Genomic DNA, 16309 nt, shown 5'->3' on the forward strand with positions numbered 1-16309 from the left:
GCGGTTACCTTTGGGTTGGATCAGGGCGTCACGGCCGACGGGTCCATGGACCGGTGCAGGTTTTCCATGACGGTGTGGCGAATGGCGGATTTGTGCGGGTCGTACGGGGTGAAGTTGAGGGTGCGGATGATCGCCCCCTGCACCTGCCCGCCCTGGGTATCGACGTCCAGCACGTTGAGGCAGGCGTTGTCCTGTTCGTAGGCGGCGATGCCGGCCAGCCCGGCGCCGCTGGCCCAGGCCAGCAGCACGCGGTTGACCGCGTCGTGGGTGACCAGCAGCGCGCTGTTCCACTGCGGATCGGCGAGCAGCTCGAAGAAGGCGCCGAGCACCCGCTGCTGGAAATCGACCCAGGGTTCGCCGCGCAGGAACGCAGCGCCCGGCTCGGCGGCACGGCGATAGGCGCCGGAGACTTCGTGCCGATAGCATTCGGCGGGAATCTCGCGCAGGCGCCCGGCGCGGATTTCCTTCAGCGCGGCCCACTCCTCGATCGGCATGGCGCGCTCGCCCAGCACCAGCTCCAGGGTCTGGCGCGTACGCGGGTAGACGGAGCAGATCGCGCGGTCGAAGGCACTGTCGCCCAGCACCTGGCCCAGCGCGCCCGCCTGCTCCACCCCTCTGGGCGACAGCGGCACCTGGCGCGGGTCGAAGGGACGCCCGTCGGCATCGAAGTAATCGACATGGCCGTGGCGTACCAGGTAGCAGCGGCGCCGTCGCACGGCGGCGTTTTCATTCCGGCTTTCCGGCCCGGTGTGGTTCATGCTGGATCGGTCTCGCAATTTCGACTGTGTCGACAAGAGAGCAAGAGCGATGCCAGTTGAACAGACCATCCGGCGAATTTAGTTTTCCCTTGTAAAACAGGTAGTTGAAAAATTTCCCGGCAAATATCCCGGACCACCCGTTTCACATCCGGTATTTTCATCTCAATATTGGAAATATCCGATCAAGGTTGAAACGACACATGAACGCCCAGCCCTCCCTGCCACGCCTGATCGCCCTGCTCACCCACCAGCGCCAGCCGCTGGGCATGAGCCGGGTGGCGCGGATCGTCCAGCAGGTCATCCCGGACTACGCCAACCGCGCCCGCATCGAGGTCATCGATACGCCGCTGGGCGGCGCGCTGGAACTGGCCCGCCGGCTGGAGGAAAGCCAGGCCGTCGATGCCTTCATCTGCACCGCTGCCACCGCCAACTACCTGCGCCAGCACCTGGACACCACCGTGCTGCCGATCCACATGGGCGAATACGACCTGATCCGCGCCCTGGACCTGGCGCGCAGCCACGCCACCCGCGTCGGCGTGATCAGCTTCCAGCAACCGCACCCGGAACTGGCGCGCATGGCCTCGCTGTTCACCGTGGATATCCGCCAGGCCGCCTATACCAACCTGGAAGAGGCGCGCCGTCAGGTCCGCCGGCTGGTGGAGGAAGGCTGCGGGGTGATCGTCGGTTCCTCGACCGCCATCGAACTGGCCGAGGAAGCCGGCGCGCGCGGCGTTTCCGGGCTTGGCGCGGATGCGATCCGCCGCACCCTGGACGATGCGCTGGCGATCTACCGCAGCCGTACCCAGGCCGACGTCCAGCAGCAGCGCCTGAATGCCGTGCTGCGCCACCTCAGCGACGGCGTCATCGCGGTGGACGGCAGCGGCCTGGTGCAATCGCTCAACCCGCGCATGGCAGAACTCATCGACATCTCCCCGGAACAGGCGCGCGGCCGGCCGATCGGCGAAGTCCTGCCGGGCGTGGAAGACCTGCTGGGAACCGGCAGCGGCGAGGAAAACCGCCTGCTCAAGGCCGGCGCCCGAACCCTGGCCGCCACCGTCACGCCGATGTTCGACAATGGCGAGCCGGACGGCATGGTCGTCACCTGCCAGGAAATCAACGAAATCCAGCGCGCCGACCGGCGCATCCGCAGCCAGGCGCGGCCCCGGCAGTTCACCGCGCGCTATCGCTTCGAACAGATCGTCGGCGAGTCCCCGGCGCTGCGCGAGGTACTGCGCCTGGCCGAACGCTATGCGCACACCGACTCGACGGTGCTGATCACCGGCGAGAGCGGCACCGGCAAGGAGCTGATCGCGCAGAGCCTGCACAACGCCAGCCCGCGCCAGCCGGGGCCGTTCGTGGCGATCAACTGCGCCGCGTTTCCCGAGTCGTTGCTGGAGAGCGAGCTGTTCGGCTACGAGGAAGGCGCCTTCACCGGCTCGCGCAAGGGCGGCAAGACCGGCCTGATCGAAGCCGCGCACACCGGCACGCTGTTCCTCGACGAGATCGGCGACATGCCGGTATCGCTGCAGACCCGCCTGCTGCGCGTGCTGCAGGAGCGCGAGGTGCTGCGCCTGGGCGCTTCCGAGCCGACGCCGGTGGATATCCGGGTGATCGCCGCCACCCACTGCGATCTGGTCGCGCGCATCGCCGACGGGCGTTTCCGCGAGGACCTCTACTACCGCCTGAACATCCTGCGCCTGGCGGTGCCGCCGCTGCGCGAACGGCACGGCGATATCGGCATCCTCGCCCGCGCCATCCTGCGCCGCATCCCCGCCCTGCACGGCACGCCGAGGGACGACGAGGAACTGCTGGGACGCCTGCTGCCGCATCTGCTGGAGCATCGCTGGCCGGGGAATATCCGCGAACTGGAGAACATCCTCGAACGCGCCGCGCTGTCCGCCCGCGAACTGGCCCAGGCGGGTTCCGTCGCGGAATTGCGCGCGCTGTTCCCGGAGTTGTTTGCCGCGGCAGCGAATGCCGCCCCGCAGCCGGCGCCGGTGCATGACCTGCGCCAGTTGGGCAAGGCCGCCGAGGCCGCCCATGCCCGCCAGGTGCTGGAGGCCTGCGCCGGCGACCTGGAGGAAGCGGCGCGGCGCCTCGGGGTCAGCCGCTCCACGCTGTGGCGGCGGCTGAAGGCGGCGCGGGGCAACTGAGCCCGGCCGCCTCCGCCCGGGCGACCGTTACTGGTCGCCGCCGACGTTCACCCGCTTGGTGGCGAACAGGCCGCCGATCAGCAGGTCGCCGTCTTCCAGCAGCGCGGTGATGCCGCCCCAGGCGTTCCACTTGCGGCTGTCGTCCGGGAACTGCCAGCTGGCCTTCTGCTTGCCGGTCTTCCAGTCCAGGCCGACGTACTCGTAGTCGCCGTTCTGCTTGCTGGCGAGGTAGATCATGTCGCTCTTGGCGGAAATCACCGGGACCATCACGTCGGTGTTGTCCACCTCGGTGTTGACCCAGGACTTCTTGAACGACTTGCTGGAGGTATCCCAGTCGAATTTCACCACGCCCTTCGGCGCCGGGCGGGTGACGCCGGCGGTCATGGCGTTGCCCCAGATGTCCGCGGCGGCTTTCTCATAGGTGTTGTTGAGCAGCGCCACGCCGTAGCCGAGCACCGCCGGCGACGGTTCGACCGTGGCCTTGGAGATTTCCAGCGGGATCTGGTCGGCGATACGCGCGGACTTGGTGCCGGGCTTCTGCTTGAAGCCTGCGGGAATCTCGTCGCGCCAGAAGGCCACCAGGTTGGCGCCCTTCGAATCGCCGTCGGAGATCACCACCAGCTTGTCCGGGTCGTTGCCGAAGCCCATCAGGGTCGGCGTGGTGCCGGAGCCGCCGGAGCGGGTCAGCGCGCCCATGCTCGCCGCCTGTTCCGGGCTCATGGTGTTGTACTCGGTCTCCCAGCCGCCGTCGGCCTCGTCGTAGGACAGCTTGGTGCCGGTCCAGACGACCTTCAGCATGCGCTTGGAGGTGACGACGTAGATGCCGCCCTTCTCGTCGATGCAGATGCTGTTCTCCACCGCCTCGCCGGGGAACAGCAGGGTGCCCATCAGATTGAGGTCGCGGTCGACAAGCATCAGCGCGCCGTGGGCGGCCGCGGCGATGTGCCCGTCGTAGGTCATGCCCATGCCGACGATGGCCGACTTCTGCAGTTCGGCAGGCAGGGCGCTGGCGAAGTTCTGCGACTTGACCACCCGCAGCGGCTTCTGCGGATCGTTGTCGTCGGTGCTCTTGAGGATCTGCAGGCCGCCGAACGCCGCGTAGTGGTTGCCGTCCTTGTCGATCATGTTGTACACGCCGTTCGGCACGAAGCGGCGCTCGAAACCGAGGGCCTCGACCTTCTTCGACAGGGCGAGCAGCTTGCCGTCGTCACCGGCGCGGCGGGCCGCATCGGTTTCCTCCAGCAGGGCCTGGATCGCTTCCGGCGAGGCCTTGGCGTTGTACGCCTCCAGCCCCGGATACGGCAGCACGGAGACCAGGTCGTAGCGCTCGCCGGTGGCGTTGATCTTGCGGATGCCATCGATGCCGGCGGCGATGACGATGGTCTGGTCGCCTTCCTTCTTCACCGTCGGGTTGGAGGTGAACACGGTGGGTACCGACTTCACATCCGCCGCACCCAGCTTGCGGCCCTTGGTCGGACCGGCGTGGGCGACCGAGTCGGTGGCAGCGGGGTTGTCGTGGGAAATCGGGTAGACGCTGTCGGTCAGCCAGGTGTTGCGATTCGGCAGGTCCTGGGCGTTCGCGCTGCTGGCGGCGGCCAGGGCGATGGCGAGCGAGGCCAGGGCAAAGGTCTTCATGGATGGGTCTCCGCTATCGGTTCTTATCGTTAAAAGTCGGGTGCCAGAGGAGGATTCTGTCCGTTTGCCGGCGCAATTCAATTGTCGCTTCGGACGATTTTGCACTCGTCTCCCGGCCGGAAACCCCACCGCGACGGCACCGCTGGCAGTCGCCCGAATTTGCCCGCAAGCCGCGTCTCTGCTAGTGTCGCCGGGTTCCGAACTGCCCGCCGAGAAGTCCCCATGGCCCGCAAGAAAGCTTCCCTCGATTTCGAACAGTCCCTCGCCGAACTGCAAACCCTGGTGGAACGCCTGGAAAGCGGCGAACTGTCGCTGGAAGACTCCCTCGGCGCCTTCGAGCAGGGCATCCGCCTGACCCGCGAGTGCCAGACGGCGCTGAGCCAGGCCGAGCAGAAGGTGCAGATCCTCCTCGAACGCGACGGCGAACTCAGCGAAGCGCCCTTCGCCCCGGAAGGCGACGAGGCATGATTCCGACCTACCAGGCGCGCAGCCAGGCGCGCGTCGATGCCGCGCTGGAAAAACTCTTCACCCCGCCCCGCCAGGAACTCGCCCGCCTCTACCAGGCCATGCGCTACAGCGTGGTCAACGGCGGCAAGCGCGTGCGCCCGCTGCTGGCCTACGCGGCCTGCGAAGCCCTCGGCGGCGACCCGGCCCGTGCCGATGGCGCGGCCTGCGCGGTGGAACTGATCCACGCCTACTCGCTGGTGCACGACGACCTGCCGGCGATGGACGACGACGACCTGCGCCGCGGCCAGCCGACCACCCATATCGCCTTCGACGAAGCCTGCGCGATCCTCGCCGGCGACGGCCTGCAGGCGCTGGCCTTCGAAGTGCTGGCGGATGCCGAACGCAACCCGCAGGACGCCGAAACCCGCCTGCAGATGACCCTGGAACTGGCCCGCGCGGCCGGTTCCGCCGGCATGGTCGGCGGCCAGGCCATCGATCTCGAAGCCGTCGGCCGCAGGATCGACCAGGCCGCGCTGGAAACCATGCACCGGCACAAGACCGGCGCGCTGATCGAAGCCAGCGTGCGCCTCGGCGCCCTCGCCAGCGGCCACGCCAGCGCCGCCAGCCTCGACGCCCTCGGCCGTTATGCACAGGCCATCGGCCTGGCCTTCCAGGTGCAGGACGACATCCTCGACGTGGAAAGCGACACCGCCACCCTCGGCAAGACCCAGGGCAAGGACCAGGCCCACGACAAGCCCACCTACCCCGCCCTGCTCGGCCTAGACGCCGCCAAGGCCTACGCCCTGGCCCTGCGCGACCAGGCGCTGGCAGCGCTGGAAGGCTTCGACGAACGCGCCGAACCGCTGCGCGAACTGGCCCGCTACATCGTCGAACGGCGCAGCTGAACCCGATCCGCGGATTGTCGCGGATCAGCCGATTGGCGGGCTTGCTTGGGCCAATCCGGCGCTTCGGGTAAACTCCCGCATCTTTGAATGACCTAATAACGATCAGCCTGATGCCCACGACGTTCCACGAGATTCCCCGGGTGCGCCCCGCCACCCCCGTGCTCGACCGCGCCGATACGCCGGTCGAGCTGCGCCGTCTCGGCGAGGCGGAGCTCATCACCCTCGCTGACGAACTGCGCCAATACCTGCTCTATAGCGTCGGCCAGACCGGCGGGCACTTCGGCGCCGGCCTCGGCGTGATCGAACTGACCATCGCCCTGCACTACGTCTTCGACACCCCGGACGACCGTCTGGTGTGGGACGTCGGCCACCAGGCCTACCCGCACAAGATCCTCACCGGTCGCCGCGAGCGCATGTCCACCCTGCGCCAGAAGGACGGCCTGGCCGCCTTCCCGCGTCGCTCCGAGAGCGAGTACGACACCTTCGGCGTCGGGCACTCCAGCACCTCCATCAGCGCCGCCCTCGGCATGGCCATCGCCGCGCGGATGCAGGGCTCCAGCCGCAAGTCGGTGGCGGTGATCGGCGACGGCGCGCTGACCGCCGGCATGGCCTTCGAGGCGCTGAACCACGCCTCCGACGTGCAGGCCGACATGCTGGTGATCCTCAACGACAACGACATGTCGATCTCGCGCAACGTCGGCGGCCTGTCCAACTACCTGGCGAAGATCCTCTCCAGCCGCACCTACAGCAGCATGCGCGAAGGCAGCAAGAAAGTGCTGTCGCGCCTGCCCGGCGCCTGGGAAATCGCCCGCCGCACCGAGGAATACGCCAAGGGCATGCTGGTCCCCGGAACCCTGTTCGAGGAGCTCGGCTGGAACTACATCGGCCCCATCGACGGCCACGACCTGCCGACCCTGATCGCCACCCTGCGCAACATGCGCGACCTCAAGGGCCCGCAGTTCCTGCACGTGGTGACCAAGAAGGGCAAGGGCTTCGCCCCGGCCGAGGCCGATCCGATCGGCTACCACGCCATCACCAAGCTGGAGCCGGAAGGCGCCCCGGCGCACTCCGCGCCGAAGAAGGGCGGGCCGAAGTACTCCAGCGTGTTCGGCCGCTGGCTGTGCGACATGGCCGCCCAGGACCAGCGTCTGGTCGGCATCACCCCGGCGATGAAGGAAGGTTCGGATCTCGTTGCCTTCAGCGAACGCTACCCGGGCCGCTACTTCGACGTGGCGATCGCCGAGCAGCACGCCGTGACCCTCGCCGCCGGCATGGCCTGCGACGGCGCCAAGCCGGTGGTGGCGATCTACTCGACCTTCCTCCAGCGCGGCTACGACCAGTTGATTCATGACGTCGCGGTACAGAACCTCGACGTGCTGTTCGCCATCGACCGCGCTGGCCTGGTCGGCGAGGACGGCCCGACCCACGCCGGCAGCTTCGACCTCTCCTACCTGCGCTGCATCCCCGGCATGCTGGTGATGACCCCCAGCGACGAGAACGAACTGCGCAAGCTGCTGACCACCGGCTACCACTTCCAGGGCCCGGCGGCGGTGCGCTACCCGCGCGGCACCGGCCCGAACACCCCGATCGAGCCGGAACTGACCCCGGTGGAAATCGGCAAGGGCGTGATTCGCCGCCAAGGCGCGGCCGGCAAGGTGGCCTTCCTGGTGTTCGGCGTGCAACTGGCCGATGCCCTGCAGGTCGCCGAGAAGTTCGACGCGACGGTGGCCGACATGCGCTTCGTCAAACCACTGGACGAGGAACTGGTGCGCCAACTGGCCGCCAGCCACGACCTGCTGGTGACCATCGAGGAAAACTCAGTGATGGGCGGCGCCGGCGCCGCGGTCAGCGAATTCCTCGCCCGCGAGAACCTGCTGCAACCGGTCCTCCATCTCGGCCTGCCGGACTACTACGTCGAGCATGCCAAGCCGGCGCAGATGCTGGCGGAGTGCGGGCTTGATGCGGCCGGGATCGAGAAGTCGGTCAGCGAACGACTGGCGCTGCTGAAGGGCTGATCCGAGCGTAGGGTGGATGGCGCTCTTCCATCCACCATTGCGGGGCCGCATGCGCGGCCATGGTGGATCGATGGAGCGGGATCCACCCTACGCACCGGTGATCGCCTGCCACGCAGGATGGCGTTGAGCGAAGCGATACCCATCACAAGAAGCCATGAGCAGAAACCGCCGCCGATCCACGTAACCCCTTATTGATATTGCCATCCACGGGCGCCCCCCTTAAGGTGCGCCCGTTTTCGTTCGAGGTAACGGGAAGCAGGTGAAAGACCTGCGCTGCCCCCGCAACGGTAACCGACGCGGCATCCAGTGCCGCAGCATCGCCAAGGCCACTGCTTTACGTGGGAAGGCGGCGATGTGACGTCGGCAGCCCGGAGACCGCCCTCGACGCGATCCGACAGGTGTTGCGGAGGGCATCACCGTCAAGCGCGGCTCCCCCTGTCTCTGCCCGCCCTTGCCTACGCCCTCCTCGAAAGACGACTTTTGAGGAACCATCCAATGAAACTCTCCCGAATAGCACTGGCCGTGGGCCTTCTGCCCGGCGTCGCATGCGCGGCCGGCAACGACGTGCTCGACCTCGCCCCGCTGGTAGTCACCTCCGGCCGCTACGCCGAACCGCTGCCCAAGGCCACCGCCGCCACCACCGTCTTCACCCGCCAGGACATCGACCGCCTGCAGGTCCGCAGCGTCGGCGAGCTGCTCGAACGCGTGCCCGGCGTGACCGTCAGCCGCACCGGCGGCGCCGGCAGCCTGACCAGCGTGCTGATGCGCGGCACCAGCAGCGCGCAGACCCTGGTGCTGGTCGACGGCCAGCGCATCGCCTCCGCCTCCAGCGGCACCACCAGCCTGGAATTCCTCGACCCGCAGCAGATCGAGCGGATCGAAGTGGTGCGCGGCGCGCGTTCGGCGCTGTATGGCTCGGACGCCATCGGCGGGGTGATCCAGATCTTCACCCGCAAGGGCGAAGGCGACGGGCTCAAGCCCTACGTGCGCCTCGGCGCCGGCAGCGACAGCACCTTCGAGCGCAATGTCGGCCTCTCCGGCGGCGACCAGCAGACCCGCTTCAACCTCGGCGCGGCGCTGAACGAAACCGATGGCTTCGACGTCACCCGCGACAGCTTCGGCGCCAATGGCGACGACGACGCCTACCGCAACCGCTCGCTGAGCATGAACCTGTCGCACCGCTTCAACGACAGCCTGGAAGCCGGCTTCAGCGCCCTCGACCAGCGCGGCCAGATCGAGTTCGACGATCCGTTCTTCGGCTCGCTGCCGACCGTGGACTTCCAGCTCAGCAGCTTCTCCGGCTACCTCGACGGCAAGCTCAACGACAGCTGGAGCAGCCGCCTGGACATCGGCCACGCCGAGGACAAGCGCGACACCACCGACGACCTCGGCCTGACCGACCCAACCCAGTTCAACACCTACCGAGACTCGGCGAGCTGGGTGAACACCCTGAGCCTGAACGACAGCCACAAGCTGCTGGTCGGCGCCGACTGGTACGAGGACCGCGTGCACGGCACCACCGATTTCGTCGAGGACTCGCGCTGGAACCAGGCCGCCTTCATCCAGCACCGCTATAGCGGCGACGCCTTCTCCACCGAACTCGGCCTGCGCCACGACAAGAACGAGCAGTTCGGCAGCGAGAACACCTGGAACGCCGCCCTGACGCTGCCGCTGAACGCCGCCAACGACCTGGTCTTCTCCTACAGCGAAGGCTTCCGCGCGCCGACCTTCAACGACCTGTACTTCCCGGACTTCTGCTTCGGCGGCGCCTGCTTCGCCAGCGCCAATCCGAACCTGCAGCCGGAGAAGTCGAAGAGCTACGAAGTGCAGTGGCGCAGCCGCTACGCCGAGAAGGGCTCGCTGGAAATGTCGCTGTACCGCACCGACCTCGACGACGCCATCGTTCTCGACCAGAACTTCATCCCGCAGAACATCCAGACCGCACGGGTGAATGGCTTCGAGGCGGCAGTGCGCCAGGAACTGTTCGGCTGGCAGGGCAGCCTCGCCCTCGGCATCACCGACCCGCGCGACCGCGACAGCGGCCACACCCTGCCCCGCCGCGCCAAGCGCACGCTGTCCCTGGACCTGGACCGCGCCTTCGGCGACTTCTCGGTGGGCGCCGGCTGGCGCGCGGTCAGCAGCCGCTACGACGACGCCAACAACACCGTGGAGATGGGCGGCTACGGCCTGTTCGGCCTGCGCGGCGAATGGCGCGCCACCAGGGAACTGGCGCTGCAACTGAAGCTCGACAACCTGTTTGACAAGGATTACGAGGAAGCCACCTACAGCACTCCGAACGGCCGCTTCGGCTACAACACCGCAGGCCGCACGGCGATGTTCGCGGTGACCTGGACGCCTGAGCTCTGATCGATGGGTATCGCAACGTTGTGTAGGGCGGGTGCAACCCGCCAGGGCTGGCGCGCCATTGCGGCGGGTTTCACCCGCCCTACGACTCCATCCCGGGGCCGCATGCGCGGCCATGGTGGATCGGTGGAGCGTGATCCACCCTACGCGGCGCAATCCCACCACGTAGGGCGGGTGCAACCCGCCAAGATTACCCCAACACCCCCGCCATCCGCCCCAGCTCCGCGCAATCGCGCGCGTGCCAGTCGGTGATCTCCGGCCAGGGGTTTTCCGGCAGGTTGACCAGCGCCGTACGTGCCCCCGCAGCGCGGCCGCATTCGAGGTCGAAGCGGTAGTCGCCGACCATCACCATCCGCGCCGGCTCGACCCGCCATTGCCCGGACAGGCGCAGCAGGCCGTCGCCGCTCGGCTTCGGCCTCGCCTCACCGCGGCCGAATATGTCCTCGCTGACGAAGCATTCGCCCAGGCCGATGGTCTGCAGGGTCAGCAGCGCCAGCTCATGGGCGTTGCGGGTGAGGATGCCGAGCCGGCAGCCCGACTCGTGCAGCGCCCGCACCAGTTCCACGGCACCGGGCGCGGCGGTGGAGATCAGCGCCAGCTCACGCTCGTGCTCCAGCAGCCAGGCATGCTTGGCCGCCGCCTCGTCCTCCGGCAGCGCCGCCAGGTGGCCGAGGATGTCGTCTTCCTGCGGAATGCCCAGCGCGCGCTTGATCGCCGGGAAGTCGTGCACGGCCAGGGTCAGGGTGCCGTCCATGTCGAACACCCAGTGGCGGATGTCGCCGAGCCTCATGCCCGGTCCTTGCGCTGGCGGATCAGGCCTTCCTGGGCGGTGGACGCCACCAGTTGGCCTTCGCGGTTGTAGATGCTGCCGCGGGCGAAACCACGGCCGTTGCCGGACCACGGGCTGTCCATGGCGTACAGCAGCCACTCGTCCGCACGCAGGTCGCGGTGGAACCAGATGGAGTGGTCGATGCTCGCCACCTGCATGGTTTCCTGCCGCACCGACACGCCGTGGGGCATCATCGACGTGGTGATGAAGTCGAAGTCCGAGGCGTAGGCCAGCAGGTACTTGTGCAGCGCCGGGGTGTCCGGCAGCTTGCCGTTGGCGCGGAACCAGTAGTACTTCACCGGCTCCATGGGCTGCGGATCGTAGGGATCGACGTGGCTGACCGGGCGGATCTCGATGGGTTTCGGGCACAGCAGCTTGTCGCGAATGCGCTCGGGAATCAGGTCGGCGTGCTTGCGGGTCAGCTCCACTTCGGTCGGCAGGTTCTCCGGGCCGACCACGTCGGGCATCTGCCCCTGATGCTCGAAACCTTCCTCGTCGTACTGGAACGACGCGCTGAGGAAGAAGATCGGCTTGCCCTTCTGGATCGCCGTGACCCGCCGGGTGCTGAAGCTGCCGCCGTCGCGCACGCGGTCGACGTGGTAGACCACCGGCTTGCTGGCATCGCCGGGACGCAGGAAGTAGCCATGCATGGAATGGACGTGGCGGGTTTCCTCCAGCGTCTGGCTGGCCGCCGACAGCGCCTGGCCGATCACCTGGCCGCCGTAGAGCTGACGGAAACCGAGGTCCTGGCTCACGCCGCGGAACAGGTTCTCCTCGATCTGCTCCAGTTTCAGCAGCGCCACCAGGTCGTCGAGAATCTGGGTCATGAACACTCCTTACTGATCGGATGGGGCCTAGTCGCGCCGGGGTTCGGGGTATGCGGGCAGACTGGTCAGACGAGTGTCCCACACCGCGCGGCCGATGGTGAAATGATAAAGGCTGACCAGTGAGTCGCCATCGAGACCCAGCAATTCGTGCACCGCCGGGTCGAAGAAGCAGCCGATACCGGTGCCGGAAAGCCCCGCCGCTTCGGCTTCCAGATAGAGCAGTTGGCCGATCTGCCCGCACTCCCAGTACAGCCGCGGATAGCACCAGGCGCCCTCGGCCAGCGCCGCATCGAGGTCGGCGAGCATGGCGAAGGCCACGCAGCCGTCGCTGGCGATGTCCTGCCCGCAGGAGAGGAAGGCCGACAGCCCGCGCGCATCGCCCTGCAGCAGACGGTACAGCGGCAGCTCGTCGTCGACCTTCTGCCAGAGGAAATCCTCGCGCAGCCCCGCCGCCGGCCGCCCGCTACGCGCCAGCCAGTACAGACCGGGATCGAGCCCCTGCACGCGGTGGACGAACAGCAGCAGATCGACCCGCGCCGGCTCGCCGGTACAGACGAAAGGCACTGGCGAGTTGGCCGGCAGCAATCGGCGCAGCCAGGCCAGCAGCAGTTCCGCCTGGATGCCGCCGCGACCATCCAGCGCCTGCGCGCTGCGCCGCCGGTGCAGGATGGGGCGCAACGGCAGCCCCGGGTTATCCACAGTCGATTGCGCGAGCGCTGCCTGCCATGGCCGTGGCGGTAAGGCCGGAGCACGGCACAGGCCATGCACCCGCTCCAGCTCGGGCCAGTCGCGGTACTGGCGCGACAGGCGATTCGGCCGGCCGCTCAGTTCCAGTGCCTGCAGTCCGGCCAACAGGCGTTCCGGCAGCACGGGCTCCACGTCCTGCGGAGGACCGATCCAGAGCAGCGCATCCACCGCCTCGCGCTCATGGAAGCCGTCGCGATCCAGGCCGAACAGCGCATCCAGCCGCATCTCGCCAATCCCGCGCAGCAGACGCACTTCCCAGCCCAGCACGCTGGCGGCGATGGACAGGCAGGCCAGCGCATGGCCGAGATCGTGGTGGCAGTAGCGATAGGCGCGCTCGCCGTACTTCCACGCCTCGCGCCAGGGAATGCTGGACAGCGCCAGCAGCAGGCCGCCGCCAGGCAACTCATCGGCCAGCGCCGCCGGCAGTTCGGCGCGCACCTCCAGCGCATGCGCCTCCGCCGTGTAGTGCGCCAGCACGGCGGACGTGTCCACAGCCCCGGCGGGCAGCAGCAGATAGGCCTCGGTCGGATGCAGGTTGCCGCTGGACGGATTGACCCGCAGCGCCCAGCGGTTGCCGCCCGCCTCCTTCCAGGCCGACAGCGCCAGGCTGTCGTAGAGCAGTTGCGACACGCCGGCCAGATCGAGCGGCGCCGGCTCGCCCAGCGGACCGGCAAACACGCTGTCGTACGGCGGCGATTCCTCCTGCGGGCGATGCAGCAGCTCGATCAACCGCGCCCCGTCGTAGCGGCGGAACGGCGCCGGCTGGGTCGCCCAATCCAGCCGTCCGGGGCCGGGGGCGAACTGTTGCGGGCTGTGCATGCTCAGCCGGTGGTAGGCACGTACCGCGTCTTCAGGCGTCATCGGCAAGCTCCTGCCACTGTGCACGAGTCAGACGATAGAGCACATGCGGGCGCAGCGGATGGCCGACGGGCAGGCGCGGATGCTCGAAGTCGCCCTGCTCGTCGCGGCGCATTCCGAGTCGCCGCATCAGGCCCTGCGACGGCAGATTGGCCGGTACGGTGAAGGCCACGACCTCTGCCAGCGCCAGTTCCTCGAAGGCGAAACGCAGCGCCGCCCGCGCCGCCTCCAGCGCATAGCCCTGGCGCCAATGGGCCTGCATCAGGCGCCAGCCGATCTCCACCGCCGGGGTGAACGCCGCCTCGAAGCCGACCCGCTGCAGCCCGACCACACCGAGGAAGACTCCATCCCCGCGCCGTTCGACTACCCACTGGCCGAAGCCATGCTCGGCGCAATGCACGCGGATGCGCAGCGCCAGCGCGTCGCTGTCCTCGCGGCTCATGCATTCGGGGAAATGGCGCATCACCTCGGGATCGGCATTCAGCGCGGCGAACGCCGGCAGGTCCTCGTCGCGCCAGGGGCGCAGCAGCAGGCGCGGAGTCGTCAGCGTTCTCATCGCTATACGGCGCTCTGCGCCAGCTGAAAGATCATCGAATAGCTGAAATAGCTCGCCGGATGCACCGTGTAGCGGCTCAAGCCCCATTGTGCGCAGAGCTCGGCTTCGGTAGGCAGCAGCTCTCCGACTGCCGGGCAGCCATCGCGGATGTCCTGCATCAGGATATTGGCGAGGTCGACATGGCGCGGCGCGGGCGCACTCAGCATGTCGTCGTCGAGGCTGTTTTGCCGGGGCTTCATGGCCGGGTCGTGACCTTGGGGAAGCGATGGAAAGGTTTCCCGATGATACAGCGGCAAAACGTCATTGACATAAATATTCGAATGTTCGAACATTTGATCAACGACGCCGTATCGACAACAACAGTCGCTGCTTCGAAGGAGTTTCCTTCCATGCCTGCCATCGATTTCCTTCCCCAATCGCCCAACAATCATCAGCAAGCCCGGGGTACTGACATTCCGCGAACTAGCCGATACGGCCTCCATCGGTCCGGCGCCGGACGGCACATCACCATCGATGCAACCGGCGCTGGAGCCTTCGCAGGAGTTCATGGTCGACGTCTGGAGTCGAAGCGATTAGAGACATCAAGGATGTGCGCCGGATAGTGTCGTGGCTGTATTTCCAGATGGCGCAAACTCAATAACTTCCGTTCGAACCTGATAAATAAATATTTCTACTGTGTATGCGCCTTCAGTTGTTGCGCAGAACCTGTCGCGCCAATGGAGTGCGGCAAAAGCCTTGGCATTACAACAAGAACAATAAAGGGTCGTGATTTGATGCGTGCTAATCCCCTGCTTTTTCCAATTCTTCTGCTCGGTTGTAATCCCATGTTCGCCGAAGCAGAAAACAATCCCCTGGAGCAAAACCGCCCTCTCCGGCCACCTCTTCCGCGCTGGCTCGAGGATTACCGATTTCTCGACGATCAGGACAAGCGCACAGATGCCTTCGACTCTGTTCGCTATCGGCGCCTGGGCGAGGACGCCTGGCTGCAGCTGGGCGGAGAGGCTCGCTATAGTGGCTATGCGGTGAAGAATCCCTTCTACGGCAAGACCAGCGTGGCCGATGACACCTACATGCAACAGCGTCTCCAGGTCCACGGCGACCTGCACTTGTTCGATGATCTTCTGCGCGTATTCGGACAACTGGAAAACACACGAAGTTGGGGACAGGATATTCAATCTCCCCGCGATGAAGGGCGAAACGATATTCATCAGCTCTTCATTGAAAGCAATAGCAAACTCGGTTCTGGAACACTTGGCGCGAGACTGGGGAGGCAGGAAATGGCATATGGCGCACCGACACTGGTTTCATATGCTGAAAGCCCGAACATTCGCCAGGCATTCGATGGACTCAGAGTATCGTTCAACCAGCCTGGAAGTTATCGAATCGACGGTTTCTACACTCGCCTCATTCGTTATGACGGCGACAACTTCGATGACAGTTCCGACAATAAAAGAAAGCTGTACGGCCTCTACGGAACGATGCAGCTGTCCGCTCTAACAGGGCTCGATCTCTACGCGATGGCCCTGGAACAGAAGGATCGCAAGCTGCTCGGTACGGTCGGCGACGATGATCGCTACACCCTAGGCGCGCGAGCCTTCGGTGCCAGCAACGGCTTCGACTGGAGTTGGGACCTGATCCACCAGCAAGGCCAATTCGGTCGCCAGGACATCGAGGCCTGGGGCGTGCTGGGCGAAACTGGCTACACCTTCGCGAATCCGTGGAAGCTGCGCGTGGCCCTGCATATGGATGCCACCAGCGGCGACAAGGACAGCCGGGATGGAACGGCCGGAACCTTCGACCCCATGTTCCCGCGCAATGGCATCTACGGCGAGGCCAACCTGACCACCCCGGCCAACCTGATTGCCGTCGGCCCCATCGTGAGCTTCGTCCCGCACCCCAGGCTTCGTATCGAGCCCGGCATTTTCAGGCTATGGCGGGAAAGCACCGAGGATGCCGTGTACACGCCGGGTATGCAGCCGGTTCAGGGCACCGCGAACGCTTCCGGCAAGGAAATCGGCACTGCCTATCGCTTCAATGTCCGCTGGATACCCACCGCCAATCTCACCCTGGACCTCGACTACGAATTCCTGGATGCCGGCCAGGTCATCCGAGAAGTGGATGGCAAGGATTCGAGCTTCGTGAGCCTGCGTACGTCTTTCAGATTCTGAGGCCATGAAGAAGACAAACATGAAGGATTCGACGGAAAGCGTGATCC

At 66.5% G+C, this 16309-nt stretch carries 13 protein-coding genes and 1 riboswitch; of the genes, 6 read left to right on the forward strand and 7 right to left on the reverse strand.

The genetic code is table 11. The annotated features are described in order from the left end of the window. Nucleotides 1-20: 20 nt before the first annotated feature. On the reverse strand, nt 21-758 hold the full coding sequence (locus JFY56_RS16710; protein ID WP_208315052.1) for a histidine phosphatase family protein: 738 nt from the start codon (nt 756-758) through the stop codon (nt 21-23). 200 nt (nt 759-958) lie between these two features. On the opposite strand from JFY56_RS16710, the gene prpR reads away from it, so the two are divergent. Further along, nucleotides 959-2911, forward strand: coding sequence for a propionate catabolism operon regulatory protein PrpR (gene prpR, locus JFY56_RS16715; RefSeq protein WP_208315054.1), 1953 nt, complete (start codon nt 959-961; stop codon nt 2909-2911). Nucleotides 2912-2938: 27 nt separating this feature from the next. Here the strand turns inward: prpR and JFY56_RS16720 are convergent, their stop codons facing one another. Next, nucleotides 2939-4546: a hypothetical protein gene (locus JFY56_RS16720; protein WP_208315056.1), complete on the reverse strand. Its 1608-nt coding sequence runs from the start codon at nt 4544-4546 to the stop codon at nt 2939-2941. 222 nt (nt 4547-4768) lie between these two features. Here JFY56_RS16720 and JFY56_RS16725 point away from each other — a divergent pair, with 222 nt between their 5' ends. From JFY56_RS16725 to JFY56_RS16740, 4 genes are all read left to right on the forward strand, one after another. Beyond that, a complete protein-coding gene (locus JFY56_RS16725; RefSeq protein ID WP_208315058.1) occupies nt 4769-5014 on the forward strand; it encodes an exodeoxyribonuclease VII small subunit in 246 nt (81 codons plus the stop codon). After that, nucleotides 5011-5898 carry a (2E,6E)-farnesyl diphosphate synthase gene (gene ispA, locus JFY56_RS16730; protein ID WP_208315060.1) on the forward strand — a complete coding sequence of 296 codons (888 nt, stop codon included), beginning with the start codon at nt 5011-5013 and terminating at the stop codon, nt 5896-5898. The genes JFY56_RS16725 and ispA overlap by 4 nt, the downstream gene beginning before the upstream one ends. Nucleotides 5899-6008: 110 nt before the next feature. Next, the gene (gene dxs / locus JFY56_RS16735; RefSeq protein ID WP_208315062.1) at nt 6009-7913 is read left to right on the forward strand and encodes a 1-deoxy-D-xylulose-5-phosphate synthase; all 1905 of its coding nucleotides are present in this window, start codon (nt 6009-6011) and stop codon (nt 7911-7913) included. A 205-nt stretch (nt 7914-8118) separates the two neighbouring features. Further along, nucleotides 8119-8310, forward strand: a riboswitch (cobalamin riboswitch). A gap of 98 nt (nt 8311-8408) precedes the next feature. Next, on the forward strand, nt 8409-10280 hold the full coding sequence (locus tag JFY56_RS16740; protein WP_208315063.1) for a TonB-dependent receptor domain-containing protein: 1872 nt from the start codon (nt 8409-8411) through the stop codon (nt 10278-10280). Nucleotides 10281-10467: 187 nt separating this feature from the next. Here the strand turns inward: JFY56_RS16740 and JFY56_RS16745 are convergent, their stop codons facing one another. Genes JFY56_RS16745 through JFY56_RS24440 form a run of 5 tightly spaced genes read right to left on the reverse strand, consistent with a single transcriptional unit; the run spans nt 10468 to nt 14642 of the window. Beyond that, nucleotides 10468-11067: an HAD family hydrolase gene (locus JFY56_RS16745; protein WP_208315065.1), complete on the reverse strand. Its 600-nt coding sequence runs from the start codon at nt 11065-11067 to the stop codon at nt 10468-10470. Continuing rightward, entirely contained in the window at nt 11064-11933 is an 870-nt protein-coding gene (gene tesB, locus JFY56_RS16750) for an acyl-CoA thioesterase II (protein ID WP_208315067.1), read from the reverse strand. The genes JFY56_RS16745 and tesB overlap by 4 nt, the downstream gene beginning before the upstream one ends. 27 nt (nt 11934-11960) lie before the next feature. Continuing rightward, nucleotides 11961-13541 carry a nitroreductase family protein gene (locus tag JFY56_RS16755; RefSeq protein WP_208315069.1) on the reverse strand — a complete coding sequence of 527 codons (1581 nt, stop codon included), beginning with the start codon at nt 13539-13541 and terminating at the stop codon, nt 11961-11963. After that, nucleotides 13531-14094 (reverse strand): GNAT family N-acetyltransferase, encoded by a 564-nt coding sequence (locus tag JFY56_RS16760; RefSeq protein WP_208315071.1) that lies wholly within the window; start codon nt 14092-14094, stop codon nt 13531-13533. The genes JFY56_RS16755 and JFY56_RS16760 overlap by 11 nt, the downstream gene beginning before the upstream one ends. 2 nt (nt 14095-14096) lie before the next feature. After that, complete coding sequence (locus JFY56_RS24440; RefSeq protein WP_236032767.1) at nt 14097-14642, reverse strand: GntR family transcriptional regulator; 546 nt, start codon at nt 14640-14642, stop codon at nt 14097-14099. 276 nt (nt 14643-14918) lie between these two features. Here JFY56_RS24440 and JFY56_RS16770 point away from each other — a divergent pair, with 276 nt between their 5' ends. Beyond that, nucleotides 14919-16262, forward strand: coding sequence for an alginate export family protein (locus JFY56_RS16770; protein ID WP_208315073.1), 1344 nt, complete (start codon nt 14919-14921; stop codon nt 16260-16262). The last annotated feature ends 47 nt before the right edge of the window (nt 16263-16309 follow it).

This window comes from Pseudomonas schmalbachii, assembly GCF_017589465.1.
Classification (GTDB): Bacteria; Pseudomonadota; Gammaproteobacteria; order Pseudomonadales; family Pseudomonadaceae; genus Pseudomonas; species Pseudomonas schmalbachii.